At 46.1% G+C, this 25,463-nt stretch carries 23 protein-coding genes; 14 read left to right on the top strand and 9 right to left on the bottom strand.

Annotated elements, in window-relative coordinates; genetic code table 11:
- The first annotated feature begins 40 nt into the window (after nucleotides 1-40).
- The 4 genes from cobT to ACQQ6X_RS10155 are packed head-to-tail and all read left to right on the top strand — an operon-like array spanning nucleotide 41 to nucleotide 4,198.
- Complete coding sequence (cobT, locus tag ACQQ6X_RS10170; protein ID WP_305165224.1) at nucleotides 41-1,111, top strand: nicotinate-nucleotide--dimethylbenzimidazole phosphoribosyltransferase; 1,071 nt, start codon at nucleotides 41-43, stop codon at nucleotides 1,109-1,111.
- Nucleotides 1,108-1,674, top strand: a complete 567-nt coding sequence (gene cobU / locus ACQQ6X_RS10165; protein WP_305165223.1) for a bifunctional adenosylcobinamide kinase/adenosylcobinamide-phosphate guanylyltransferase — start codon at nucleotides 1,108-1,110, stop codon at nucleotides 1,672-1,674. The genes cobT and cobU overlap by 4 nt, the downstream gene beginning before the upstream one ends.
- Entirely contained in the window at nucleotides 1,671-2,540 is an 870-nt protein-coding gene (cobS, locus tag ACQQ6X_RS10160; protein WP_305165222.1) for an adenosylcobinamide-GDP ribazoletransferase, read from the top strand. The genes cobU and cobS overlap by 4 nt, the downstream gene beginning before the upstream one ends.
- A gap of 38 nt (nucleotides 2,541-2,578) precedes the next feature.
- The gene (locus tag ACQQ6X_RS10155; protein ID WP_305165221.1) at nucleotides 2,579-4,198 is read left to right on the top strand and encodes a cobyric acid synthase; all 1,620 of its coding nucleotides are present in this window, start codon (nucleotides 2,579-2,581) and stop codon (nucleotides 4,196-4,198) included.
- A 99-nt stretch (nucleotides 4,199-4,297) separates the two neighbouring features.
- Here the strand turns inward: ACQQ6X_RS10155 and ACQQ6X_RS10150 are convergent, their stop codons facing one another.
- The gene (locus ACQQ6X_RS10150) at nucleotides 4,298-6,001 is read right to left on the bottom strand and encodes a methyl-accepting chemotaxis protein (protein ID WP_305165220.1); all 1,704 of its coding nucleotides are present in this window, start codon (nucleotides 5,999-6,001) and stop codon (nucleotides 4,298-4,300) included.
- Between the two features lie 17 nt (nucleotides 6,002-6,018).
- Here ACQQ6X_RS10150 and ACQQ6X_RS10145 point away from each other — a divergent pair, with 17 nt between their 5' ends.
- The 6 genes from ACQQ6X_RS10145 (at nucleotide 6,019) to ACQQ6X_RS10120 (ending at nucleotide 13,387) form a co-directional block, all read left to right on the top strand.
- Nucleotides 6,019-6,195, top strand: coding sequence for a hypothetical protein (locus ACQQ6X_RS10145; RefSeq protein ID WP_326402047.1), 177 nt, complete (start codon nucleotides 6,019-6,021; stop codon nucleotides 6,193-6,195).
- Nucleotides 6,196-6,501: 306 nt separating this feature from the next.
- The gene (locus ACQQ6X_RS10140; RefSeq protein ID WP_305165219.1) at nucleotides 6,502-7,686 is read left to right on the top strand and encodes a PTS transporter subunit EIIC; all 1,185 of its coding nucleotides are present in this window, start codon (nucleotides 6,502-6,504) and stop codon (nucleotides 7,684-7,686) included.
- 207 nt (nucleotides 7,687-7,893) lie between these two features.
- Complete coding sequence (gene licT / locus ACQQ6X_RS10135) at nucleotides 7,894-8,727, top strand: BglG family transcription antiterminator LicT (protein ID WP_149035837.1); 834 nt, start codon at nucleotides 7,894-7,896, stop codon at nucleotides 8,725-8,727.
- A 167-nt stretch (nucleotides 8,728-8,894) separates the two neighbouring features.
- On the top strand, nucleotides 8,895-10,796 hold the full coding sequence (locus ACQQ6X_RS10130) for a beta-glucoside-specific PTS transporter subunit IIABC (RefSeq protein ID WP_305165218.1): 1,902 nt from the start codon (nucleotides 8,895-8,897) through the stop codon (nucleotides 10,794-10,796).
- 247 nt (nucleotides 10,797-11,043) lie between these two features.
- Nucleotides 11,044-12,441 (top strand): L-cystine transporter, encoded by a 1,398-nt coding sequence (locus ACQQ6X_RS10125; RefSeq protein WP_305165217.1) that lies wholly within the window; start codon nucleotides 11,044-11,046, stop codon nucleotides 12,439-12,441.
- 247 nt (nucleotides 12,442-12,688) lie between these two features.
- The gene (locus ACQQ6X_RS10120; protein ID WP_305165216.1) at nucleotides 12,689-13,387 is read left to right on the top strand and encodes a queuosine precursor transporter; all 699 of its coding nucleotides are present in this window, start codon (nucleotides 12,689-12,691) and stop codon (nucleotides 13,385-13,387) included.
- Between the two features lie 66 nt (nucleotides 13,388-13,453).
- Here the strand turns inward: ACQQ6X_RS10120 and ACQQ6X_RS10115 are convergent, their stop codons facing one another.
- Together ACQQ6X_RS10115 and ACQQ6X_RS10110 are read right to left on the bottom strand one after the other, a co-directional pair.
- Nucleotides 13,454-14,542, bottom strand: coding sequence for a M24 family metallopeptidase (locus ACQQ6X_RS10115; protein ID WP_305165215.1), 1,089 nt, complete (start codon nucleotides 14,540-14,542; stop codon nucleotides 13,454-13,456).
- A 72-nt stretch (nucleotides 14,543-14,614) separates the two neighbouring features.
- Nucleotides 14,615-15,379 carry an MBL fold metallo-hydrolase gene (locus ACQQ6X_RS10110; RefSeq protein ID WP_305165214.1) on the bottom strand — a complete coding sequence of 255 codons (765 nt, stop codon included), beginning with the start codon at nucleotides 15,377-15,379 and terminating at the stop codon, nucleotides 14,615-14,617.
- Nucleotides 15,380-15,542: 163 nt separating this feature from the next.
- Here ACQQ6X_RS10110 and ACQQ6X_RS10105 point away from each other — a divergent pair, with 163 nt between their 5' ends.
- Nucleotides 15,543-16,052 (top strand): GNAT family N-acetyltransferase, encoded by a 510-nt coding sequence (locus ACQQ6X_RS10105; RefSeq protein ID WP_305165213.1) that lies wholly within the window; start codon nucleotides 15,543-15,545, stop codon nucleotides 16,050-16,052.
- Between the two features lie 79 nt (nucleotides 16,053-16,131).
- Here ACQQ6X_RS10105 and ACQQ6X_RS10100 read toward each other — a convergent pair whose 3' ends face one another.
- From ACQQ6X_RS10100 to ACQQ6X_RS10090, 3 genes are all read right to left on the bottom strand, one after another.
- Nucleotides 16,132-16,584 carry a threonine/serine exporter family protein gene (locus tag ACQQ6X_RS10100; RefSeq protein ID WP_305165212.1) on the bottom strand — a complete coding sequence of 151 codons (453 nt, stop codon included), beginning with the start codon at nucleotides 16,582-16,584 and terminating at the stop codon, nucleotides 16,132-16,134.
- Between the two features lie 20 nt (nucleotides 16,585-16,604).
- On the bottom strand, nucleotides 16,605-17,360 hold the full coding sequence (locus ACQQ6X_RS10095) for a threonine/serine exporter family protein (protein WP_305165211.1): 756 nt from the start codon (nucleotides 17,358-17,360) through the stop codon (nucleotides 16,605-16,607).
- Nucleotides 17,361-17,472: 112 nt separating this feature from the next.
- A complete protein-coding gene (locus ACQQ6X_RS10090) occupies nucleotides 17,473-18,327 on the bottom strand; it encodes a hypothetical protein (protein ID WP_305165210.1) in 855 nt (284 codons plus the stop codon).
- Between the two features lie 360 nt (nucleotides 18,328-18,687).
- Here ACQQ6X_RS10090 and ACQQ6X_RS10085 point away from each other — a divergent pair, with 360 nt between their 5' ends.
- Together ACQQ6X_RS10085 and ACQQ6X_RS10080 are read left to right on the top strand one after the other, a co-directional pair.
- Entirely contained in the window at nucleotides 18,688-19,419 is a 732-nt protein-coding gene (locus ACQQ6X_RS10085) for an HAD family hydrolase (RefSeq protein WP_305165209.1), read from the top strand.
- Nucleotides 19,420-19,554: 135 nt separating this feature from the next.
- On the top strand, nucleotides 19,555-20,235 hold the full coding sequence (locus ACQQ6X_RS10080; RefSeq protein WP_063208225.1) for a hypothetical protein: 681 nt from the start codon (nucleotides 19,555-19,557) through the stop codon (nucleotides 20,233-20,235).
- An 83-nt stretch (nucleotides 20,236-20,318) separates the two neighbouring features.
- Here the strand turns inward: ACQQ6X_RS10080 and ACQQ6X_RS10075 are convergent, their stop codons facing one another.
- Together ACQQ6X_RS10075 and speD are read right to left on the bottom strand one after the other, a co-directional pair.
- Nucleotides 20,319-21,737, bottom strand: a complete 1,419-nt coding sequence (locus ACQQ6X_RS10075) for an NAD-dependent malic enzyme (protein ID WP_142611748.1) — start codon at nucleotides 21,735-21,737, stop codon at nucleotides 20,319-20,321.
- Nucleotides 21,738-21,987: 250 nt separating this feature from the next.
- Nucleotides 21,988-22,794, bottom strand: a complete 807-nt coding sequence (gene speD, locus ACQQ6X_RS10070; RefSeq protein WP_305165208.1) for an adenosylmethionine decarboxylase — start codon at nucleotides 22,792-22,794, stop codon at nucleotides 21,988-21,990.
- A gap of 566 nt (nucleotides 22,795-23,360) precedes the next feature.
- Here speD and ACQQ6X_RS10065 point away from each other — a divergent pair.
- Nucleotides 23,361-24,209 carry a hypothetical protein gene (locus ACQQ6X_RS10065; protein WP_305165207.1) on the top strand — a complete coding sequence of 283 codons (849 nt, stop codon included), beginning with the start codon at nucleotides 23,361-23,363 and terminating at the stop codon, nucleotides 24,207-24,209.
- 85 nt (nucleotides 24,210-24,294) lie between these two features.
- Here the strand turns inward: ACQQ6X_RS10065 and ACQQ6X_RS10060 are convergent, their stop codons facing one another.
- Nucleotides 24,295-25,308 carry an RluA family pseudouridine synthase gene (locus tag ACQQ6X_RS10060; protein ID WP_305165206.1) on the bottom strand — a complete coding sequence of 338 codons (1,014 nt, stop codon included), beginning with the start codon at nucleotides 25,306-25,308 and terminating at the stop codon, nucleotides 24,295-24,297.
- Nucleotides 25,309-25,463: the final 155 nt, after the last annotated feature.

Below are 25,463 nucleotides of genomic sequence, written 5' to 3'. Positions count from 1 at the left end.
CATCGTAAACATACTAAAAAAAGAGCAGGGAGTGGAAAGGATGAACGACAAGCTGCGTCAGCTGATTGATAGCATTGCCCAGCCGGATGAGGTGGCGGCTTCAAAAGCTTCAGCGCATTTGGACCAATTAACAAAGCCACCTGGAAGTCTTGGAAAGCTGGAGAGTTTGGCCATCCAGTTAGCAGGAATTACTGGCCTGGACAAGCCTGAATTTGATCGTAAAACGGTAATGGTCATGGCTGCGGATCATGGAGTGTGCGAAGAAGGAGTCAGCGCCTTTCCAGCAGAGGTGACGCAGCAAATGCTGTATAACATGCTGTCAGGCGGCGCGGCAATTAATGTGCTGGCACGTCATGCGGGCGCCGATGTTCAGGTAGTAGATGTTGGCGTGAATGCAAATATTGCTCACCCAGATTTGGTGAACCGTAAGGTGCGCATGGGCACTTCAAATATAGCTAAAGGGCCAGCAATGCTGCGTACGGAAGCGGAACAGGCGGTTTTAGCCGGAGCTGAGGCTGTAGCAGAAGCAGTAAAAAGTGGCACACGGCTATTCGTTACCGGAGAGCTGGGGATTGGGAATACGACAGCCAGCGCTGCGGTAGTATGTGCACTCACCGGGTCTGAGCCGGAAGCTATCGTAGGCCGGGGGACGGGGGTAGATTCGGCGGGGCTTACCCGTAAAATAGCCGTTGTCTGCCGCGCATTGGATGTAAATCAGCCGGATGCCCATGACGCTTTGGACGTGCTGACCAAGGTCGGCGGTCTGGAGATTGCCGCCCTGGCAGGCGTCATCCTCGGCGCAGCCGCACATCGCTGTCCAGTAGTGCTGGACGGCTTTATTTCCGGCGCGGCTGCCCTTGCTGCACGCGCACTTGCGCCTACGAGCGCGGCGTACATGCTGGCTTCGCACGCCTCGGATGAGCGCGGACACGCGGCGGTGCTCCGCCAGCTCAAGCTGGAGCCTATGCTCCATTTGGACATGCGGCTCGGGGAGGGCACGGGCGGTGCGCTTAGCTTGCACCTGATTGATGCGGCGTGCCGCATTATGCGCGAAATGGCGACCTTTGCCGATGCAGGCGTATCGGACGGTCAGGGAGCCGCGCAGCGATGAAGGCGCTCGTGACCGGCGGGGCACGCAGCGGAAAAAGCGGCTTTGCCGAGCGATTATGCATGGCGCGCGCTCCGCGCGCCTGCTACATTGCAACGGCGCAAGCCTATGATGTGGAGATGAAGGAGCGCATCGCCCTTCATCGACTCCAGCGCGATTCTGCCGGGTATGACTGGCAGACGCTGGAGGAAGCGCAGGCGCTGCCGGACCTGCTGCGGCGACTTGGCGGCGCGCAAGCGTCACAGCCTTCACCTGCGCCTATGGTGCTGGTCGACTGCCTGACCCTGTGGCTGTCGAACGTGCTGCTGGCCGCAGGTGAGGACGGCGAAGCTGCGGCCAGAGCCGCGATGGATGAACTGGCGGCAGCTGTGGAGCAGTATCCGGGGGCGCTCGTCATCGTCACCAATGAGGTCGGCGACGGCATTGTACCAGAATATCCGCTTGGAAGGCTGTACCGGGATTTAAGCGGAGTTATGAATCAGCGGATTGCCCGTCTTTGTGATGAAGTTTTTTTAGTGACGGCAGGCATTCCCGTAGAGCTTAAACAGTTGGAATATAAGCTATGAGCAGTGAACGTCAGGCTGTTGCTGCGGCTTTTCAATTTTTATCCCGTCTACCGGTCAAGGCGGAGCTGGATTTTTCCCCGGAGCTGCTAAAACGTAGTACAAGCTATTATCCGCTGGTTGGATTGGTTATTGGCGTTATCGTCTGGGGGGTTGCGGCGCTTACGGCTATGGTGCTGCCACCGGTGCCGTGTGCAATTCTTACCCTTGCTGTCTGGGTGTGGTTGACGGGCGGACTGCATCTGGACGGGTGGATGGATGCGGCTGATGCCTTGTTCAGCTACAGGTCCCGTGAACGAATGCTGGAAATTATGAAGGATAGCCGTGTAGGAGCGATGGGTGTGATTGCTTGTGTGCTGCTGCTCATGCTCAAGGCTTCTTTGCTGTATACGGTGCTGGTTGAACGGAATGTATCCGGCCTGTTGATACTTCCGATGGTTTGGAGCCGTTGGTTCATGGTACATGCGATGAGGCGCTGGCCTAAAGCCCGGAACGATGATGGGCTGGCTGCCCGTTTTGCTGATATGAATGGTAGACGTGTCGGACTGGCCGTATTCTGGGCAGTATTAGTGACGCTAGGTGCTGCCGCAGGGCAATATATTTTTGCAGGTTTTGCTATAGCAACTGAGGAAGCAGGAGGACTATCGTTGGCAGGGGCATACTTACAGATGCTTCTTTCATATTCTGGCTCTCTTCCAATCTGGCTAGGTTTTGCGTTGCTTCCGCTCTTGGCTTACGGAGTTGGAACCTTTACAGCAAACCGTATTAACTGCCGCCTAGGGGGACTTACGGGGGATATATACGGAGCTTTGAACGAATTGCTGGAGACGGTTTTGTTGCTGTTTATTGTCATTTTGTACGGGTTGTGACCAAATTTGAATTGAATTCGTTAAAGGGGAAGAGGCAATTGTCAACGTTCAAACCGCCTTGCACAAACCCAGCCGCTATATTGATGCTTCAAGGAACAGCGTCGGATGTGGGCAAAAGCGTGGTGACGACCGCGCTGTGCCGGATCTTTAAGCAGGATGGCTATCGTCCCGCACCGTTTAAGTCACAAAATATGGCGTTAAACTCTTATGTTACTGAGGACGGCAAGGAAATTGGACGCGCTCAGGGTGTGCAGGCCGAGGCTTGTGGTATTGAGGCGACGACCGATATGAATCCGATTCTGATTAAGCCGGTCAAGGATATGCACTCACAAATTGTTGTACATGGTGTACCTTATGCCTATATGAGCGCCTCCGATTACCGAAAGGATTTTTTGCCACAAGCCAAGCATACCGTTATGGATGCGCTGAATCGGCTGCGTGATACCTATGATATCGTGCTTATGGAAGGGGCGGGTAGTCCGGCAGAGATTAATTTAAAGGACCGCGATATTGTAAATATGAACCTTGCAGGCTGGGCTGATGCTCCAGTATTGCTGGTTTCGGATATCGACCGAGGCGGTGTCTTTGCCTCTCTGGTAGGGACTATCGAATTGCTGGAACCCCATGAAGTACAGCGTATCCGTGGATTTATCATTAACAAATTCAGAGGCGATTTGTCCCTGCTGCAACCGGGATTAGACTGGCTGGAAGAACGGACAGGCATTCCTGTACTCGGTGTATTGCCCTATTTACCGGACATTCGTATTGAAGCAGAAGATTCGGTCGTACTGGACAAGATGCCTAAGTTGTCAGTAAAGGATAAAGAAGTGGATATTGCAGTGATACGGTATCCGCGTATTTCCAATTTTACGGACACGGATGCTTTGGCCGCAGAGCCTGACGTGAGCGTACGTTATGTCACAGAGGCCGGACAATTGGGCGTACCGGACGTCATCATCTTACCGGGAACCAAAGACACCATCGGAGATCTGCTGGAATTGCGTGAAAGAGGGCTGGAGGATGACATTCGAGAGGCCATGAAGACCGGACGCACGCAGCTGGTTGGTATTTGTGGGGGCTATCAGATGCTGGGTACAGCGCTATTTGACCCTGATGCTGTTGAATCTGGGTTGCCGCAGCAGGCAGAAGGATTAGGTTGGCTATCTTTATCCACCACCTTCTTAAAGGAAAAGCAAACCGTGCGCGTTCAAGGAATCCTGTCTAGTCATTGCCCACTTTTGCTAAGCCCTGCCCCTGACTCAGGTTCTACCTCCAAACCAGTCATTGAAGGTTATGAAATACATATGGGTGTGACGGAGCATGTCACAGAACCACATGTATCTATAGACAGGACTTTAGACTCAACGAAAATGAAAACATTATTCCAGATTCAGCGTGGGGAAGGAAACACCTTTGAGGAAGGTTGGGGGACGACTGACGGTAAGGTATGGGGAACTTACTTGCATGGTGTGTTTGATAATGACCGTTTTCGCCGGTCCTGGTTGGATGGACTGAGACAAGCCAAGGGCTTAACGCCTTTGGACAGCACTTTTACGGTGCGTGAAGCCAAGGAACGGGAGTTTGACCGTGTTGCAGAGGTAGTGCGCACTCATTTGGATATAGAGCAAATCTATCGCATTCTGGGAATGAATTCATAATATTCTTCATGGAAGTTCCTTTAAATCGCTTTTAAAAAATAAAGAGGTATCTCTACAGTCATTTTTGTGACTGAGAGATACCTTTTTTAGGCTATTAGCTTATTTAATTTTAAACTTTTCAACCGCTTTTTTCAGTTCCGTTGCTTGTTGGCTTAATTGCCGAACAACCTCACTGTGGCTTTCCATTTCATTCAGTTGCTCATCGGCATTTAAACCGATCTCCTGAATCATATGCTGTGCATTGGCAGCGATGAGAGCTGTTTCTTCCACGGAAGCAGATACTTCCTCCGAACTGGCGGATACTTGCTCTGTTGCTGCGGATACCGTTTGAATCGTAGCGTTGATCTTTTGCATGAGCTCACTTAGCTGGCTAAAGGCAAAACTCGCTTGCTGAACCATCTCCGTTCCTGAGTGAATCTCACGGCTAACCTGGGTCACAGAGTCCACCGATTGCTTCGATACTTCCTGAATAGTAACCAAATAGTCCGAAATCTCCTGTGTTGCTTCTTTGGATTGCTCTGCGAGCTTGCGAACTTCTCCAGCAACTACAGCAAAGCCCCGTCCATGTTCGCCTGCGCGGGCAGCCTCAATGGAGGCATTCAAGGACAACATTTGAATCTGCTTTGTAATATCGAAAATTGCAGAAACGATGCTGCCAATGGCTTCTGAGCGTTCGTTCATACTATGTATGTGTCGAAGCGACTCATCGGCAGCATGTCCTACCTGTGACATTTGAGCTACAGCTTTTTGAGCAAGTGTATTCCCGTTAACTGTTTCTTTCGTCGCTTCGCTGATTTGATCAGATACATCGTTGGCAGAGGAGGCGATATGCTGAACCCCTTGAGCGATCTCCTCCATGGCCTGCGCATTTTCAGCAGCGGCAGAAGCGATGCTGGTACTGCCCTTGGCTACTTCTTCAGCAGCAGCTGTAGAGTCCTGTACTTTTACACTCATAGCCTCAGTCCGACGAAGCAGCTCGTCTGAGCCTTCAACAACCGCACCCGATGTGGAAAGGACATGACCAATCATTTCTTTTAAGTTATAAGACATAGCTTGGAAGCTGCGGGCAAGTTGAGCAATTTCATTAACTCCATGAACTTTTGCTTCTTGCGACAGATCACCTTGGGCGATTTTTTCACTATGACGAACCAATTCGGCAATGGGCTGCACAACTTTACGTATGACAAGCGTAGAGATAATTCCGCCCAGCAGGAGTGTCACCAAGGTAATACCTATGCAAATCCATAGTATTTGTTGGGATTTTTCCTGTACAAATCCGACATCCTCGTTCACGCCAAGAACTAGATTACTGCCCGATATGGCAAAGAAGGCGGTTTTGTGAATTCCGTGCGAATCACTGTACATGTCACTAATATTCATCTCGCCTTGTTTTGCTTTTTTAATATCTTCCACAGGAACGAGCATATCCTTAACCTTGTATGCTGATTTTACGTTTCGTGCGACAACTTCGGCCTTACCATCATCCTTCAGAACCGCAATATATGCCGATTCTAATTTGAGGGTGTCGACCTTGTCCTGAAGATAAGCTTCCATCTGCATAGCAGAGCCCGAATCAGAACCACTTCCTTGACCAGCCTGAACCGCTAAGGAAATATTGAGATCCTGGTACACATTTTTTGCTCCAGTTTCTAGCAATTGATCTACTTGAGGCATGACACTGCTATTAATGATACTCATGGCTACTGCATAGAAACTGATGCTGAATAAAAGGGACGCAAAGAGCTGGATCAACAAAAACATAATCCGCAATTTTGCGCCTAGGGAACGATTAAAAAGCTTCATGAAAATTCTCCTCTCACATGATGGTAATAAAACAGACGATTGCCCTGCTTGATGTAGGCCGCTTGTCCAATGAGATACTAGACAGCCATGATCTACTTGGTTTCCTTTCTTTACTTGAAGAAAAGACTGAAAATGTTCGGATTCTATGTATATTTCAGCTGTATTCAAGGGACAAGAATGAGAAAGGGAAGTAATCCATGATTTACTAAAAAGTAGGTTAGACCTATTTTACATAATTAACAGACGGTTGAATAGTCATATTTGCCCAAAAACAAACAAAAAATATGAAACTATGGTCTTGGGTGTTTAGATGTAAGTTTGATGTAAATTATCAGAAATAAGAAATTTAAAAAGCTTTATCTGTGTTTTTATAACTATTGTAGAAAAGAGGAAATATAAGTATTATAAGGAATGCCACTTTCTACAAGCTTCTGCTAAGCTTGCTTTAATAAGTTCGGATGTGGCCTTCAATATACATATAAAAAGGGGAAAAGGCTGTTATGGATCGTGAATTACCTTCCAAGGAAATAAATTCGTGGGTAAAAGGAGAGAACCTGATCAGTCGTCTGTTTGTTTTTATCTCAGGCGTATTCACTCCGCTCTTGCCATTGCTAATTGGTGGAGGAATCATTCAGGGGATTGCGACTGCTTTATTGGTCTTAGATTTTTTTTCTGACACTCAAGTCTTTACCGCTTTAGGGTACATTGGTGGAAGCGTATTCTATTTTTTGCCCGTTATGATAGCGATCAATGCAGCAAGAAAGCTTGGTAGCAATATATTTATTGCGGCGGCAATTGGAGCCTGTTCATATTCTCCCGGCATTATAGAGCTGCTGCAATCCAGCCTAAAAATGAACTCAGACGGTTTACCCGTGGTGGAGCAACAGTATCTTGCTTCTTTTATACTGATCCTTATTGGTGTCTGGCTTGCATCGAAGATTGAAAAAGGATTGAAAAGGTTCGACCGCTATTCAGTTCAACTGCTGGTCGTTCCGACATTAACGCTTATCATTATTGTACCTTTATTGCTGTTTGTTTTTGGCCCGCTGTGGACGACCCTGGCACATAACTTGTCGGATGGTTTTGCTTCACTCTTTGACGATGCGGAAGTATTGGCGGGCCTGCTGTTTGGCGGGACGATACCTGTGCTCCATTTTGCGGGCATGCAATATATGATGTTGACGAACACAATAGAATCCATAGCTGCAACTGGCCATGATTCTATTACTCCTGTTGTTGCGGCGGCAGTTATGGCTCAGGCAGGCGCGGCCTTCGGTGTATGTGTTAAATCCAAAAATGTCAAAGTCAAAACACTTGCTGCTTCCACAGGCCTGTTGGCTATGTTTGGAATCATTGAACCGGCATTATACGGCGTTAATGTGCGCTTCAAAAAACCGCTTATCGCGGGGCTGGTCGGCGGCGCCGTTGGTGGGGCGTGTATGTGTCTGTTTGAAGTGAAATTGACTGCTTTTGCAGCCTTATCTGGCTTGCTTAGCTTACCACTGTTTTCCGACGCTACATTGGTTTATGCCATTTTGAGTATGTTGATTTCATTTATTACCGCTGGCTTAATTACGTATTTTATGGGCTTTGTGGACGAAAAAGTGGACCAATCAAAAATTGCTTCCGCTTCCCGCATCAGTACTTCCTCGGATTCGGTTGTGGAGAAGAGTTCCAGTAGCTAAGGTGTGCCCGCACCCAAGGAACCTCATGAAAGTGTTTTCAAAAAAATCTTGTCAGCTTAGTGCTTATATGATATTATGATGACAGCTATTCAAAACTGCACAATCATGGATTGTTACTGAGCATATCGGGCAAAACCATAAACAGACACTATGTGTCAGTTTTGGTATTGCCCTTTTTTACTACTCCAAGCAGCTTAAGGTGATGGAATGAAGATAGCAAAGGTGCTGAACAATAATGTCGTAACGGTTATTGATGAACAGCAGAAAGAATTAGTCATTATGGGAAGAGGCATTGCTTTTAAAAAAAACACAGGCGATGAGATTGAAGAGGGGAAAATCGAGAAAATTTTCAAGCTTGAAAGTACTGAGGTTTCCCGCAAATTGATGATCCTGATGTCGGATATCCCTATTGAGTATGTTGAGCTTTCTGATGAAATCATCCAATATGCCAAAACGATACTTGGTGTAGAGTTGCATGACAGCATCTATATTTCGCTGACAGATCATATCCATTTTGCCATAGAGCGTTATCGTTTGGGTATGGACATCAAGAATGCACTTTACTGGGAAATCAAACGAATGTACCGCAAGGAATTCGCGATTGGGACCAAAGCATTGCACATGATTCAGGACAAGCTGGGAGTTACACTTCCAGATGATGAAGGGGCGTTTATTGCCTTACATTTGGTGAATGCACAGCTTAACAGTGAAATGCGTGAAACGATAACCCTGACTAATATCGTCAAGGATATCATAAACATTGTCAGCCGCTTTTTTGTTATGGAGCTGGATGAAGAGTCGTTAAGCTATTACCGCTTTATTACACATCTCAAATTTTTTGCCCAACGGGTTATGAACGGAACTCCTGTACAAAATACAGATAATTCCCTTCATGATATGGTTAAAGTACAATATAAAGACGCTTATGCTTGTGCGGAAAAAATAAGAGATTATACGACAAAGATCTATGGTCGAAGCTTGTCCCAGGATGAGATGCTGTATCTCACCATTCATATTGAGCGTATTATTAAAAATCAATGATTTCATGGATGATCAGGGATTTAGGATTGCTACTTCTAAACGAGAAGGCAAAACCTGAATGCTGAAAGAAGATTGGCTTTTTATAAAGCTGTCTGCTTTCTGTATTCAGGTTTTTTTTATTCCCAATTTTCACACTTTATACCTTAAAAAGAAAAGAGGAATACCTCATGGATCGAAATCTATTATCCAAAGAGATACTTACATTGGTTGGTGGAGAGGAAAATGTAGAGCAAGTCATTCACTGTATGACGCGCTTGCGCTTCAACCTTCATGACGACAAGAAAGCTCAAAAAGAGCAGTTGCAGAAAACGGATGGCGTCATGGGAGTCATGGAGAGTGGCGGCCAGTTTCAGGTGATTATCGGTAATGATGTAGCCAATGTGTACAAATCGTTGGTGAACAACATGTCCAAGGCTCCGCAAAGTGAAACAGGCGCAAGCACGGCATCCAAGAAAAAACAAAACCCGATCAGCCAACTGTTCGACTTTATTGCGGGTATGTTTACACCTATTTTGCCGGCGATCACCGGTGCAGGTATGATCAAAGGGATTATAGCTCTATTAGTGGCTATGCACTGGATGTCTGACAAGAGTCAAACCTATACAATTTTAGCGGCAATAGGTGATGGTGCATTCTATTTTCTGCCCATTATTTTGGCTGTGAGTGCCGCTAGAAAACTCGGCAGCAATATGTTTATTGGCGCGGCGATTGGTGCTTCTATTTTGCACCCGGACATTACAGCATTACTAGCATCGAATGTGAAGGTTAGCTTTATCGGCCTTCCGGTGACAGCAGCCACGTATTCGTCGACCGTTATTCCAATTGTTATCGCGGTCTGGCTGGCATCCTATGTTGAAAAATTTATTGATAAGTATACACATGCATCACTGAAGTTGCTCGTTGTTCCGACATTGACTCTATTGATTATTGTACCTTTAACTTTGGTTGCTGTAGGACCACTCGGTTCCATTATTGGTAACGGCCTGTCTGGTGGTATTTCTTGGTTGTTTGAAAATACCGGTGCACTTGCAGGTCTGCTGCTAGGTGGTACCTTCTCTCTGATTATTATGACTGGTATGCACTACGCGTTGGTTCCGATTATGATTGGTTCGATTGCAACGCTGGGCTATGACTACATGATTCCAATTATGGGAGCAGCTAACTTGGCTCAGGCTGGTGCTACACTCGGCGTATTCTTGAAATCCAAAAACGCCAAAGTCAAAACAGTGGCCTTCTCCACGAGTTTGACAGCTATTATGGGTGTAACTGAGCCTGCAATGTATGGGGTTAATATGCGGTTTAAAAAACCGTTTACGGCAGCGCTGATCGGCGGAGGTGTCGGCGGGGGCTTCATGAGTTTGTTTGGCACAAAAGCGTACGTTGTTGGTGGACTGGTTGGTTTGCCTGGTTTGGCGATGTTTATTGGACCCACTTTCTTGTACGCAATCCTTGGTCTCATTATTGCATTTGTGGTTGCTGCGATTGTTACTTATGTGATCGGTTTTACAGATGAAAAGAACGAAGAGGTACCACAAGCAGCAGATGTTGCCGGAGATATCTCTACGGATGAAGGAGTACAATCTGCGGTGAACTCACTGCCGAAAGGTGAGACAATCCCGGTATTCAGCCCAATTATGGGTGAAGTTAAACCGCTCAGTGAAGTCAATGATCCTGCATTTTCTCAAGAAATTATGGGTAGAGGATGGGCTATTGAGCCCTCCGAAGGTCGAGTTGTTTCCCCAGTTGACGGCACCGTGTTCTCCATTTCCAAGAGCGGACATGCTGTAGGCTTGGTGAGTGATTCAGGACTTGAAATGCTCATTCACGTGGGGATGGACACCGTTAAACTAAAAGGGCTTCATTTTACGCCTCAACTTAAAGCAGGAGATCGCGTGAAGGTAGGCGACCTTATACTAGAGTTTGATCTAGCGGAAATCCGCAAGGCTGGTTACGAAACGATTACGCCTGTTATTGTTACGAATGTAGATCAGTTTAGCGAGTTGGAGCCTGCTGGAAATCAGCATAAAGTGGTTAAGGAACAAGAACTGCTATACACAGTGATTGTCTAACCGTTGGAAAATTCTACGCATAAATTGAATACGAATCGTCGTGTTCAGTATAACAAACAGCAAGCCTTCATCTTACGAAGGCTTGCTGTTTGTCGTTATCATAAAATCTAAGGCTGACTAAAGCAGCTTTATTATTTTTATTCAATAAAACCTACAAAAATAGTTGGCTTTGTGATATAGTAATCTTCGGATTGAAGGGTTGCTTTTTTATAAAACATCTTACGTTTAAGTTTGGAGGAAATGATATATGGATACCTTCTTTATTATTTTGAATGTTATCGTGCTGCTTGCACTGCTCGGCGTGTTGGTTTGGATGCAGAAAAAGCGCATCTCTTTTACAAAAAGAGTATTTACCGGTCTCGGCTTCGGACTGATCTACGGGGCTATTCTTCAATACGCTTATGGGGCCGGCTCAGAGGTCATTACCAAATCGGTCGATTGGTTCAACCTTGCAGGTAATGGTTATGTCCGTTTGCTGCAAATGGTCGTTATTCCGCTGATCATGGTGTCGATTATTTCAGCTATTATGAATCTAAAGGGAAGACAGAACCTTGGCAAAATAAGCGTGTCCATTATTGCAGTACTACTGATTACAACGGCAATTGCTGCTTCAGTAAGTATTGTAACTAGTCTGTCTTTTGATCTAAAAGCAATTGAAATTCAAAAAGGGGACAAGGAGCAAGCGCAGGGCCTGAAGATGGAAGAACGCCTGGGAACAGTCCAGGATATGACCATTCCACAGCAGGTATTGGAGTTTATTCCTTCGAATCCTTTTGAAGATATGACGGGGGCACGCCGTACATCGACCTTGGCCGTGGTTATCTTCTCGGCTTTTATTGGGGTAGCAGTACTCGGATTGGATCGTAAAAAACCGGAACAAGCGCAAACTTTCCGCAGAGTGATCGACGCAGTGTACGCTGTAGTGATGCGGATTGTAACGCTAGTGCTGAGATTAACGCCTTACGGTATTTTAGCACTGATCACGAAGGTGGTAGCTACGACAAATCCGGATGAAATCTTGAAGCTGATCAAGTTTGTACTTGCTTCTTATGTGGCTTTATTGGTGATGTTCGTTATTCATCTTATTTTGCTGGCCTTGTTCGGCTACAATCCAGTGACATATGTGAAGAAGGTATTGCCTACACTGGTTTTTGCCTTTACTTCTCGTTCCAGTGCAGCGACCATTCCATTAAATGTTGAAACACAAACGAAAAAGCTTGGTGTGTCCGACGGCATCGCGAATCTGTCCGCGACCCTGGGAGCGACCATTGGACAAAATGGCTGTGCGGGTATTTATCCGGCGATGCTGGCCGTCATGATTGCTCCAACAGTGGGCATAGATCCTACAAGCTGGGATTTTATCCTCACGCTTATTCTGGTTGTTACGATCAGCTCGTTTGGTGTGGCAGGTGTAGGCGGTGGGGCCACTTTCGCTTCCCTGATCGTGCTTTCTACCATGAACCTACCTGTGGCCTTGGCAGGCTTGCTCATTTCTGTTGAACCGTTGATTGATATGGGACGTACTGCGTTAAATGTTAATGATTCGATTACAGCAGGTCTCATTTCAGGCAAGGTACTCAAGGAGAACGATCAAGACGTGTTTAACAACCATGGCATGGATCTGGATGCAACGGCGCACTCCTAATTAAAAAGATAAACGGATGGTGTACACTACAGTCTCATATTGCATCTGTAGCATATGTACTCGTGTATTGTGTACCTCCGTACTCAGAGCCGACCCTAAGGTCGGCTCTTTATATTGAACTTATGACCGTGTGAATTATAGCTGTTCACCAATCCTAATCTATGATACATTATAATAATGTTTTCCGGCTTGTTCGGATAAACCGCGGTTCGCAACCATCCCGCGCTATCAAAACTAGGAGGCTTTCATGTTTAATCTGTTATGGGGGGCAGCATTTGTCCTCGTCAATTTTATGTTCTTTTTGTTATGTTATCGGTTGTTCGGTAAAAAAGGGCTGTACGCCTGGATTGGCGTAGCTACTGTATTGGCCAATATTCAGGTAACCAAAACCATTGATCTGCTTGGCATTACCACGACATTGGGAAATACAATGTATGTTTCTATGTATATGGCCAGCGATTTACTAAATGAGAAGTATGGGCCTAAAGAGGCACGAAAAGCTGTATGGTTTGGCTTTTTCACTCTGATTATGACGACGATCACGATGCAGATGGTGCTGTTGTTTGAGCCTACTGCCACGGATTTTGCCCAGACACCAATGCAACAGCTCTTTGGATTGTTGCCAAGGCTTGCGCTTGCCAGCTTGACAGCCTATGCGGTTAGTCAATTGCTGGACGTGCGTCTATACGCCTGGATTCGCAAATTTTTCCCGGAGCGTCATCAGCTCTGGATTCGCGGCAATGGCAGCACGATGATCAGCTCGTTTATAGACACCCTCATTTTCTGTAGTATTGCCTTTTACGGCTATGCGTGGGGGATCTGGATTGAGTTGCTGTTTACCACCTACATCTTAAAATTTGTACTGACTGCGGCGGGTACACCGGTTTTGTACATCGCACGCAATTTCCGTTTGATAGAAGAGGAGGGGCAAACCCTCAAGCCGTGATTGGCTTGGGGCTGCCCCTCTTTTTTTCACACTTCTAACCTATAAATTACAAAGAATAACGATAGATTACCCCAGCACGGTTAGTTCCTTCGGAAATGAGGTCAGCACTTCCACACCCTCGGAGGTGACCAGAACATCATCCTCAATCCGCACGCCTCCGAGGCCTGGTACGTAGATGCCGGGTTCGATGGTGAACACGAAGCCTTCATGAAGCAGATCGCTATTGCCTCCGTGTACAGATGGATATTCATGAACACTCATGCCAAGACCATGTCCAACCCGATGGTTAAAAGCTGGCCCATATCCAGCGGCTTCAACAACGGCTCGTGCTGCCTGGTCTACGGATGCACAGGAAACTCCAGGGCGAATGGCGGCAATTCCGGCTTCGTTTGAACGAAGAACCGTATTATAAATCGTTTCCAGCTCGGCCGACAGCTTGCCAAAGGCAAAAGTACGCGTAATATCCGAAGCATAACCACCTGAATATACGCCCATATCAAACATGAGCAGATCGCCGTGTTGCAGCTTGCGGGTCCCCGGAACCCCATGAGGCAAGGCTGTTTTGGGTCCAGACAACACCGTAGTGTCAAAGGATGGACCATCTGCCCCAAGCTTTTTCATCTGGTATTCGATTTCAGCTACCAGCTCGACTTCTGTCACCCCTTCACGAACATGCGTTAGACCGTGACGAAGAGCATCTTCTACCAAACGAGCTGCGTGTTTCAGACGTTGTACTTCCTCAGGTGTTTTTCTCACGCGCATTTCTTGAAGCACCGGACCCAGGTCCACATATTGAGCCGCGCCAATGGCAGTATGTAATTGCTCGTAACGGAGGACGGAGACATGCTCCTTTTCTAGTGCGAATGTTTTCACTCCAGTACCTGTGCGTTGGCGCAACAAATCATATGGATTGTCCGTATCGGTGTGGGTGGATATACGCTTCACGGAAGAAGCGGCTTGGGCTGCTTCGGCATCCAGGGCGGGTACAATCAGTTCTGGTTCTTGGTCACGAAGCAGCACGAGGCCTAGAAAACGCTCATGCGGATCACTGGCAAAGCCCGTCAGGTAGTAAATATGCTTGGGATCAGTTACAAGCAGGCCATCCCAAGCTTGTGACTTTAGTTCATCATACAATTTGGCAATTTTATCATTCATAGAGTCTCATTCCTTTCTGTCCATTTATTCATTATAGCTCTTATTACATCCTAATTTATATTTATAAATGGGTTATTCTTTTGTCTGACTTAATGCTTGTAGACGTGCCTGTACATTCTGATCATAGTAACCACCATGGTAGCAGAGTACCTTATCAACATCCAATACCGTCAGCTTATCGAGGCTTTTCAGCGCCAACGGCATATCTGGCGTAGCCGACTCGGCAGGACCGAACAGCTCACCTTCAACTACGCGCAGTTCATCTGCTGCCAACAGCAGCTTCTGTCCAGGCACATACAAGCTGATATGTCCGGGCGTGTGACCGGGTGTATGAATAATCTGTATGCCCCCACCATAAGGCAGATGCTCACCGTCCTCAAGAATATGAGCAAAGCGCAAGTCTGGCAGGCGGCGAATCATATCCTCTGCTTGCTGCTTGAGTGCAGTATCCATCAGATTAATGCGTTCCGGTGTCAGCTTCACAAACGGTCGCTCTCCTGTCATATAAGGAATGTCATCCTTATGGGCCAGCAAGGCAATATTCGGCAGCAAGTCCAGCAGTGCATGAATATTTCCGATATGATCAATATCCTGATGTGTTAAAATAATTCTTTTCAAACGGCTTATATCCTCACCCACATCGGAAATAGCCTTGCGTAGTGGCTCTAATTGGCCGAGCATACCCGTGTCAATCAGTGTAAGTCCATCCTCATCCTTGATCAGTACAGGATAAATAGTCGATTTTCCAAAAAAAGATTCCATAGGGACTTCCAAAATCAAAATTTGAGTTCCAATATTCATATTAAGCTGCTTCAGATTCCTTTGACTCCGAAGCATACCTCCCGTCTTATGTCATTATATCGGTTAATTAGTGTTGGCTTATCTTCAAACCTATTATAAGGCTCTTTGGGACGAATCCGCAAAATAACTCGATATGGCTGTTCGGGCGCTTGTCCTGTACAATAAATAAATCACTACAACAGGGGGGGAAGATACGATAATGAACAAGGATCAATCTTTTACCATTGAAATTGCATGCAGAGAGGATCTTCCCGATATTGTGGATATTTATAATTCCACGATTGCAGGACGAATGGTCACGGCAGACCTGGAGCCGGTGACAGTGGAGAGCCGTATTCCGTGGTTTGAGGCTCATGAGGAAAATCACCGCCCTTTGTGGGTACTCAGACAAAAGGGGACTATTGCCGGGTGGGCCAGCCTTCAGTCCTTTTATGGACGTCCAGCTTATAACAGTACAGCGGAAATTAGCATTTATGTCCATGAGGATGCTCGTGGAACCGGAACTGGAAGCCGCCTGGTACAGCACTTGCTAGATGAATGCCCTAGATTGGGAATTACAACGTTGTTGGGTTTTGTGTTTGGTCATAATGAGCCGAGTATTGCGCTGCTGCGGAAATTTGGCTTCGAGCAGTGGGGGTATTATCCGCGTGTGGCTGTACTGGACAGCATAGAGCGAGATTTGGCTATATTGGGTAAGCGAGTAAATTAATATTGAGCTGCAGAAAAAGGCTGTCTCCAACATCGTCTCATACACTGCCAGTGTAGCGATTTGGGACCAGCCTTTTTTACTAGCCATTACTCCGTCTTGAACGCCGAGGTTTAAAACGAATGCTGTGAAAAATTTGATTAAGCACCTCAGACATCACCAAACCAACTGCTATCGCCCCTGCGATCATCAGTGTGTTTATAGCCAGCTCCAGTGCCTGAGGATAATGTTGTTGTACGAATTGGCGCATGGCATTATAGGCCATTCCTCCTGGCACGAGGGGGATCATGCCTGCCACGCTGAAAATAATCACAGGCATTTTGTACAGTCTGGCAAAACCTTGACTGACAATGCCGATAAGGATCGTGGCTAAAAGGCTGGCGGTCACAGGTCCCATGCTATTCGTGGTTGAATAATAGACGAGCCAGCCCAGCATACCGACAAAACCACATTGCAGCAGCGAGCGTTTGGGGGCATGGAACAGTATACCGAAAGCAGCGGTAGCAATAAAGCTTGTGAATAATTGTGCAAGCATAAGCTTGAATCTCCTCCAAATTACATATAAGAAATGATAACTGCAACACCAGCCCCAATGGCAAAAGACGTCAGGCAAGCATCTGCGCCTTTGGAAAGCCCTGAGACGAGGTGCCCGGACATTAAATCCCGAAGAGCATTTGTAATTAATAAGCCCGGCACCAGAGGCATGACGGAGCCAATAATAATTTTATCCATCATCTGTCCCCAGCCGACGATCACTAACAGAGCCGCCAGCAAGCCGATTAGAAAAGATGCAGAAAATTCTGAGAAAAACTTAACCTTAACGAGTCTGTGAAAATATTGTAAGGCTGCAAATCCGATACCGCCGCACAACACAGCTGAGGGGAAATCTTGCCAGACTCCACCAAACATGATCATAAAGCAACCGCTGGCCAGCGCCGCAGCGATCAGCTGTACACGACTGGAATAACGGAGGGGTCCACGTTCAATTTCCGAAAGCTCTTTTACGGCTGCGCTGGGAGACAAGGCGCCTGTGCTGATTTTACGTGAAATAGAATTGACCTCTGTTACCTTGTGCAAATCTGTGGTTCGCTCTACAATCCGGATGAGCTTGGCAGGTTCCGAATCATTGATGGCAAAAAAAATTCCAGTTGGCGTTACATAGCTATGGGACTCGGGTATGCCATAGGCCGAAGCAATGCGGGACATCGTGTCTTCAACACGATAGGTCTCGGCTCCATTTTGCATCATCAGTTTGCCAGCTAGCAGACAAACCTCAATGATTTCAGGAGTAGGATAGGAATGATTATTCATGCTCGCTCTCTTTCATGCGTCCCGGGTCGTTGGACCCTGTTGTTTTCATTTATTGTAGCACAAAAAGCCGCCTTTTCAGAGGCGGTTAGATGGGGCGAATCGAGGGAATTTATCAAGATTCTATCGTATCGGGAATAACGGTATAGTAGGACTCTTCTAGGTATGTTGCGACCTCAGACAAGCCCATTAACTTAAGCTGTCCTGTTACAAAAGCACGAAGAGCTGAATGGGTGAACAGATGCCGTGTCTGAGCGTCCCGGATAAACGCAAGTCTGGCTTCACGCGAACCGCTGCGGAACAACTCACGTACAGCTTCACCTTGTTGTTCCCAAAGGAATGGCTCCGTAACGTTCAAGAAGTTGCTTTCAATAGAAGAGTTGTGCTTCGTCGAAGAAGATGCCTGAATACCCAATCCATTCAACGTAGGAGCAACTTCATTTTGCTTTCGTTCTGTTCGCAAGCTGTCGATATAGGCAGCCATATCTTGAATGGGGAGAATGCCAAAGCGTTCACGAAAGCATTCGCGTACAAATACAATACGTTCATCTACAGCCTGCGCAGGACGCTGACCAGCATGTCCAGAATAATCAGCTCCACTGGCGTAGTACCGTTTTAATGAACTGTTTTCTGTATAAACCACGCTTAGAAAATCCTGCAAATGGCGGGCAACCACCCATACCCCTGTCCAATCGACGGGAGAAACGCATACAATCGGAGCCTGTGAAAGGTCCTTTTCAAGACCAAAATCGGTTAAAAAGCCATAATGTATCCCGTCCACCCCAGCATGTGCAAAAGGAATAACATCAGGCGGTGTAGCCATATATCGCGGAGCGCGGCCCTGTTCCATAATCAATCCCAAATCAAAACTCAGAGAATGCCGGTTCGCTTCAAGCTCCTGTTCAAACTCTATAAGTGCCTCAATCAAAGGTATGGCTGATCCATAGGCTAGGTTAGAACCGGAATCCATTGCATATACCTCCCTTTTTCAAGTACATCTGTAAAGCGTTCATCCCTAAAAGGTACGTGATTTTACACGAAATGTAAACCTGTATGACGAATATTTTCAAAAATGTGACCTTTTACCCGTGTGTTGTCAAATAAAACGCTTACGTTCAACCCAGGACAAGATACCTATGTTAGCGCAGCAGAGAAGTAAAGCGAGCCTGCGAAAATGACTGTTTTTTCAGTGTATGTTATCACCTGTGAAGTGTGAATGCGGGCTACAGCTCAGTAAGGACGGGGTGCAACGTAATAGGTCAACGGGTATAATATCAGGACAGGTAAAGAGGAGCCTCATCCAAAGAATGAACAGAAAGAAGTGGGTAATATGAACTTGCAAAAGAAGGCAGTCTTTTTTGATGTGGATGATACGATGTACGATCATTTGCACCCTACACGTGATGCATTGCGTACGGTATTAGGGTTGAGTGAGCATTTTCCTTATGATGAAGCCTACCACCGTATTCGCTATTATAGCGATTTACTGTCAGCTAAAGGAGGACTATTGGAGGGGAAGGCAGGAGCGAATGAACTGGATGATATGAGGGAAGGTCGTTTTATTCTGGCATTACAAGAATTTGGGGTAGATCTTACCCGTGAGCAGGCAGTTCAGGTCCAACAAGAATACTTGGATCGTCAGTACCGAATTGAGTCTTTTGAGGGGGCTACCTCGTTAATCGATCAATTGAGCTCAGCTGGCTATTTGGTTGGTTTGATTACGAACGGTCTTGAAGAACACCAGATGAGTAAAATTAAAGCTATGACATTGGAAAATCATGTTGCTGCAGAGCATATTTTTGTGTCTGGGACGGTTGGTTATGCCAAGCCTGATCCGCGCATTTTCGAAGTAGTAAACGAACGCACAGGAACTTTACCAGAGCATTGCTGCTACATTGGGGATTCCTGGCGCAATGATGTAGCGGGAGCTATCGCTGCCAATTGGCAGGTAATTTGGTTCAATCACAGGAACGCTACTCCGGAATCTGACGTGGCAGGGGTCTATAAAACAGCGGCTAGCTACGCAGAGTTAAGAAGGCTGCTCCTGCCGGACTTACATTAGATCGGTACATACCATGTTTTTTAAAAGAATCCAACCTTTTTTGAAGCTATTTCAAAAGCTGGTCCGTAATACTATTCATCTGTTATATATCTAACTTCATTTGAAATTAGTAGAACAGAGAAGGAGGGATCGCACATGGTAGAACAATGGAGACAGGCAGACGACATCATAAGTCAAGTAACCGTATATAGTACGGAAGATAATGATCCAGTTACCATTAAAACAGCCACCCCAGGCGTTCGCTGTATTGGCATTGGGACAGATGCGGCCGTATTTACGCTCGATACGTTGCCAGGCTACGCGTTCAAGGTGTATTCAGACATGGCGATCGAGAAAAAAGATGCAGAGGCCGATGTGTATGAGCGTTTGCGAGGGTCTGACTTTTTTCCTCACTATTATGGAAAAGGCGATAAGTACATTGTCATTAGTTACGAATCCGGTATAACGTTGCTGGATTGCCTGCTGCAAGGAATTCCGGTGCCGGAGCAGGTCATTCTGGACGTGGAAGAGGCGAGGGAATTTGTCAGGTCCAAGGGGCTGAATCCTCGTGATATTCATCTCAAAAATGTACTCATGCAAGACGGACGCGCTAAGGTATTGGACGTATCTGAATATGTAAAAGAAGGCGATGACAAGCGGTGGGAGCATTTGGTGTGGGCATACCATACGCTGTATTCCAGTTTTTCCGAGGTTAAGGTTCCCTCATGGATTTTGGATACGATTAAAAAATGGTATTATAAGCTGGACAACTCCAGCATCAACCTGGAGGAGTTTGCCCAGCGTGCCAGTCAATTGTTTTCTAGATGGAGATCATAACCGCTGTGAAAGGTAACCCAAATACAACTGTATGTTTCAATACAAAAGGATTGCACCCGCTTTACGGGAGCAATCCTTTTCTTTTATCTGAAATCTCTAGGCACTCTTCTGGCTGTACCGCTCGCAATCGCGGCTTGAATCACCTTTTTACGTACCTGTTGTACCGCACCTTCGTTAAATACACCCGGGATGATATACAGTTTGTTTAATTCATCGGGACGGATAGTGCCTGCGATGGCTTCTGCGGCCGCCAGCTTCATCTCTTCGTTAATTTCACGGGCGCGGCAGTCCAGTGCTGCTCGGAATATACCAGGGAAGCACAATACATTGTTAATCTGGTTTGGATAGTCCGAACGCCCAGTGGCGATGACCCCTGCAATGTCCTCGACGTCCTCCGGATTAATTTCCGGAACCGGGTTAGCCATGGTGAACAGGACAGGCGCTTCCTTCATACGCTTTACATCTTCTCGTTGCAGTATTCCACCTGCCGACAGACCGATAAACACATCCGCGTCTTTTAGAACCTCCGATAGCGTGCCTGACAGCCGTTCAGGGTTAGTATGCTGTGCATACCAATTCCACATCGGATGCTCATATGTTTCATCGGCTGTAAGTGCACCGTGTCGGTCTACACCAATGATGTTGACTGCTCCTGCCGATAGCAAAATTTTGGTACAGGCCACACCAGCAGCCCCGATACCACAGACAACAATTTTGACATCAGACAGAGATTTGCCGACCACCTTGAGCGCATTAATCAGCCCTGCGTACAAAACGACAGCTGTGCCGTGCTGATCGTCATGAAAAACAGGGATGTCGAGCTCATCACGTAACCGCTGCTCGATTTCAAAACAGCGTGGTGATGAAATATCCTCCAGATTAATACCGCCAAAGGCTGGAGCCAGTTGCTTAATAGCCTTAATGATTTCTTCGGTGTCCTGCGTATCCAGGCAGATCGGGAAAGCATCGACAGACCCGAGCTGCTTGAACAGCATGGCTTTGCCTTCCATAACCGGCATGGCTGCATACGGACCGATGTTGCCGAGTCCGAGGACAGCGCTTCCGTCAGAGACGACAGCGACGGTGTTGCGCTTGATCGTTAGTCGGAAGGCCTTGTCCTGCTCCTCATGAATGGCCATGCATACGCGCGCCACATCAGGAGTGTACACTCTGGATAAGTCGTCGCGGTTTTGAATCGGGACCTTGGGCTGCATTTCAATCTTGCCCCCGAGATGTAAGAGGAAGGTGCGATCAGAGATGGACAGTACCTTTACACCTTGTGCTTTTTTAATCCGGGCGATCATTCGGTCGATTTCTGCTGGATCAGCAATGGTGACTGTAATATCTCTCACAGTGGCCTTCTCAGAGGTGCGGATGACGTCAATGGCAATGACATCTCCGCCATGTTCGTTTACCAATGTAATCAATTGACCAAACTGGATGTGCTCGGTGGAAATTTCCAATCGCAAAATAATATTTTTACCGCCAATACCGCCTTGCATACAAATTCCTCCTTTGTCTTTCATAACAAAATAGTGAGATCAATTGATTGCGCTTACAATTAGGGGCAAGTCTAAAATCTGGATGATAGTTAAAATTAGTGGTTTCTTTCCCTATCATAGTGAACATTCTTCCACTTGTACAGATCAAGCTGAGTAATCTCTAAATTTTTCTAGCCAAAAAGGACGAGAGCTGGGCTGAATTTCAGTCCAAGCAATCGTCCTTTGTTCAACGAAATGGTCCGCTTTTTGTTTACGTCATATTTTTGCCGTAGTAAATTTCGTCCATTTCGATTTTAAGTCGTGCGGATATATTCTGTTGCTCTTGTTCACTCAGACTTTCCTTCGTGTAGCCAAACAGATAGTTGTCCAGATCAAATTGCTTTAGCTTGCATTTGGTATGGAAAATATTTTCCTGATACACGTTCACGTCGATCATGTCATACTGATTGCGTACTTCGTCGGGAATATAGTTTTGAATCGAGGCAATATCATGGTCGATAAAAAGCTTATGACCATTCGTATCACGTGTAAAGCCGCGTACCCGGTAATCAATCGTCATAATGTCCGTGTCAAAAGAATAAGTCAAATAGTGAAGTGCCTTGAGCGGGGAGATTTCCCCACAGGTAGAAACATCAATATCTGCACGAAACGTGCTGATTCCTTCGTCTGGATGGTATTCAGGGTAGGTGTGAACCGTAATATGACTTTTATCCAGTTGGATCACGACAGACTCAGGTAGGGGGCCTGGTGACTCTGCATACGATTCAGTCGGAACCTCCACAATAGGCCCTTCTGATATAAGTACCGTCACGCTCGCTCCTTGAGGGACATAGTCCTGTTGGGCAACATTGAGCACATGGGCGCCGATTATATCAGACACATTTTTCAAAATAGCTGTCAGTCGATCCGAGTTATATTGTTCATCAATATATTCGATATAGGCCTCGCGTTCCTCTTTCGTTTTGGTGTAACAAATATCGTACATATTGAAGCTCAATGATTTGGTCAAATTGTTAAATCCGTGCAGGGTAATCCGCTGTTCCGGTGTTATGGTCATAGGCTATTTCCCCTTATAGTCGCAGTATTCATACGTAATATTCCCAACACGCCTCTTCATATACCGATTCATACAATCCGCTCTGTAACGGACAAAATAAAGACTTGAATATGTATATCTTACCCGTTTGACATCATTAAAAACAGGCAGCGTCACTTGAGATCCTCTCGATTTTACATGTATGGGAATTTAACGTTAATATACTTTATTTCTTACTCAGCAATTTTTTAGTAACAGAGCTTATAATGTGGACTATGTATACAGGAAAGGAACGAAATTGACAGTGGGTTCGTAATGTAACAGAAGATTAAGGTTCGTAATTCCTGAATTAAATGTATCTTATCTTCATAATGCTCAAATCTTAACCGAATATGATTATAGACCCTCAAAAATAGTGACTTTGTACATTGCGTAAAACGAGAAAAGCAACTTCAGCTACTGATATGCGTATAATGAAATAAACGTAACAAGCTAAGAATTATGAAGTTAAATGAATTTTTGATCGCAAACTCATTTTATAAACCTATTTCATGTTACTGTAAGAAAATGGTGGAAGGAGTATCAAGATGCTGGCTTTGTCCGATCCGGTCTGGACTCTGCTCCAAGGCCCCTACGGTTCTTCTCAATACGTCCCAGAAATGTTAAAACAGCTCCAAGCCGGATATGATGGCGAAATAGCTGACACCTTGTATTGGGAGGAACTATATCACCAAAATACGTTGTACACTTGTACATTCGCGGCTGTACCTTATCTAGTAGACATTGCGCTAAAAAGTTCTGATATAGGAATTCGGGCAGATATATATAACATTTGCGGAATATTTGAAGCGAAAAATAATAATCCCTTACATACCAAAATTCCATTAGAATTTGCAAGGGATCAGGTGGAAGTCGATTCTAACCTGGCAGAATATATTTACGTGCAATATCAAAGTGCTATCGTACGGCTTGCAGAATTGACGGAAGAAATGGTGCTCTATGCGAAAGATCACGAAGGAGATGTCGGCAAACGCTATGTTCTCGCTGCTGCTGCTGCCTTCAAGGGGTATCATTGCGTAGCCTATATGCTGCAAACCTTTGATACAGGTGACGAATATATGCTGGATTGTCCACATTGCGGTACCCCGCTCTATATTTGGCCTGATGAACGGAGTGAGATTCTCGTTGTCTATGATAAAGACCCTGTAAATTCAAGCAATCTAATCCCCTATCCGATCCGCCCCCGTTCATTGGACCATAGAGTTGCAAATATAGAGTGGTTGCACGAATATGCTCAAAAAATAGATGAGAAATTGCTTCTTGCCCAGTTACCCTACTTAAACGGTCGGCTAGAATGTCCGGTGTGCCATACGCCTATCTATATATGGGATGAGTTGATGAAAATGGCTGATGGTGTTCGGACGTATACCGCTTAACCCATAAAAAAAGGGGGTTGTCTTTGGACGCCCCCTAATCTTTTTCTTGTATTTTTATTCTCATCCTCGTGTGCTTTACTTCAGTCTACTCCCGAAACGGATTCAGAAACGATTTAGGAATGTCGGATTCAAAACGCAGCAATACTCCAGTGACGGGATGAATAAACGACAATACCTGTGCATGCAGACCAAGACGGCCGATCGACTTGCTCTTGGAACCGTATTTTTTATCTCCAACAATTGGATGACCGATATCCTCCATATGCACGCGGATTTGATTTTTGCGTCCGGTCTCCAAACGTACCTCTAGCAAAGAAAAATGCCGATTAGCCTGAAGCCGCTTGTAATGAGTGACTGCGTGCTGTCCGTCATTCGGATAAGGACTGGAGTACATTTTCAGCGTCTTACTTTCTTTCAGCCATGAGGTGATTGTGCCCTCCGCTTTTTTAACCTGGCCTTCTACGAGAGCAATGTATGTTCGTTCATACACAACTTCCTTCCATGCTTGTTGCATTTCCTGCTGTATGGCTTCGCTTTTTGCAAACATCATCACTCCTGATGTATCACGATCCAAACGATGTAATACAAAAATACGATTGTACGGATGCTCGCGTCGCACGTGGGCTGTAAGCTGGCGATACGCTGTGACTTCCTGCTCCTGTGCTGAAGCAACGGAAAGCAGCCCGGCATCTTTATGGATAACAATAATAGCTTCGTCCTCATGCAAAATACGCAGCCCGGTTAGTGGCACCACAGGAGCTACTTTTTCCTTGGAGAGCGTGACCGTCTGTCCTTGCTCCAGCGGAAAATTATGCACAGTACGAGGAGTACCATTGACGGAAACTTGTCCGCGAGCCAGTGCAGATTTAATGGAATTACGGCCCATGCCAGTCACATGCTCAACTAAAAAGCTCAATAGCTCGGCAGGCTCTTGAACGATGTATGTTTTGGCAGGGGCTTTATCCGAAGTATGGGTTCTCCGTTGAGCTTCCGGTCTATTGGAGCCAGATTTTCCGGCAGGTTTGTGGTTTCGTCTGGAAGGACTTGTGTTTGGTGTTGATTTTGTATGATTTTTCCGTTGGGGTTTCCGATTATTCATGGGTTCTTTCTCCTTCTTGGAGCCGTGTCTCTTCATACTTGTGGACCAATTTGCGGCACCGTGTTCACTATATCATGAGAAAACAGCGAATGCCATAAGAGACTAAACCGGATTCCAGGCTTCCAGCGGTTGAACATTACCCTTAACCCCGGTAA

Source organism: Paenibacillus ottowii (assembly GCF_050516475.1).
In the GTDB taxonomy this organism is placed as follows: domain Bacteria; phylum Bacillota; class Bacilli; order Paenibacillales; family Paenibacillaceae; genus Paenibacillus; species Paenibacillus ottowii.
Note: the sequence above shows the minus strand (reverse complement) of the source record. Positions and strands in the feature narration are given on the sequence as shown.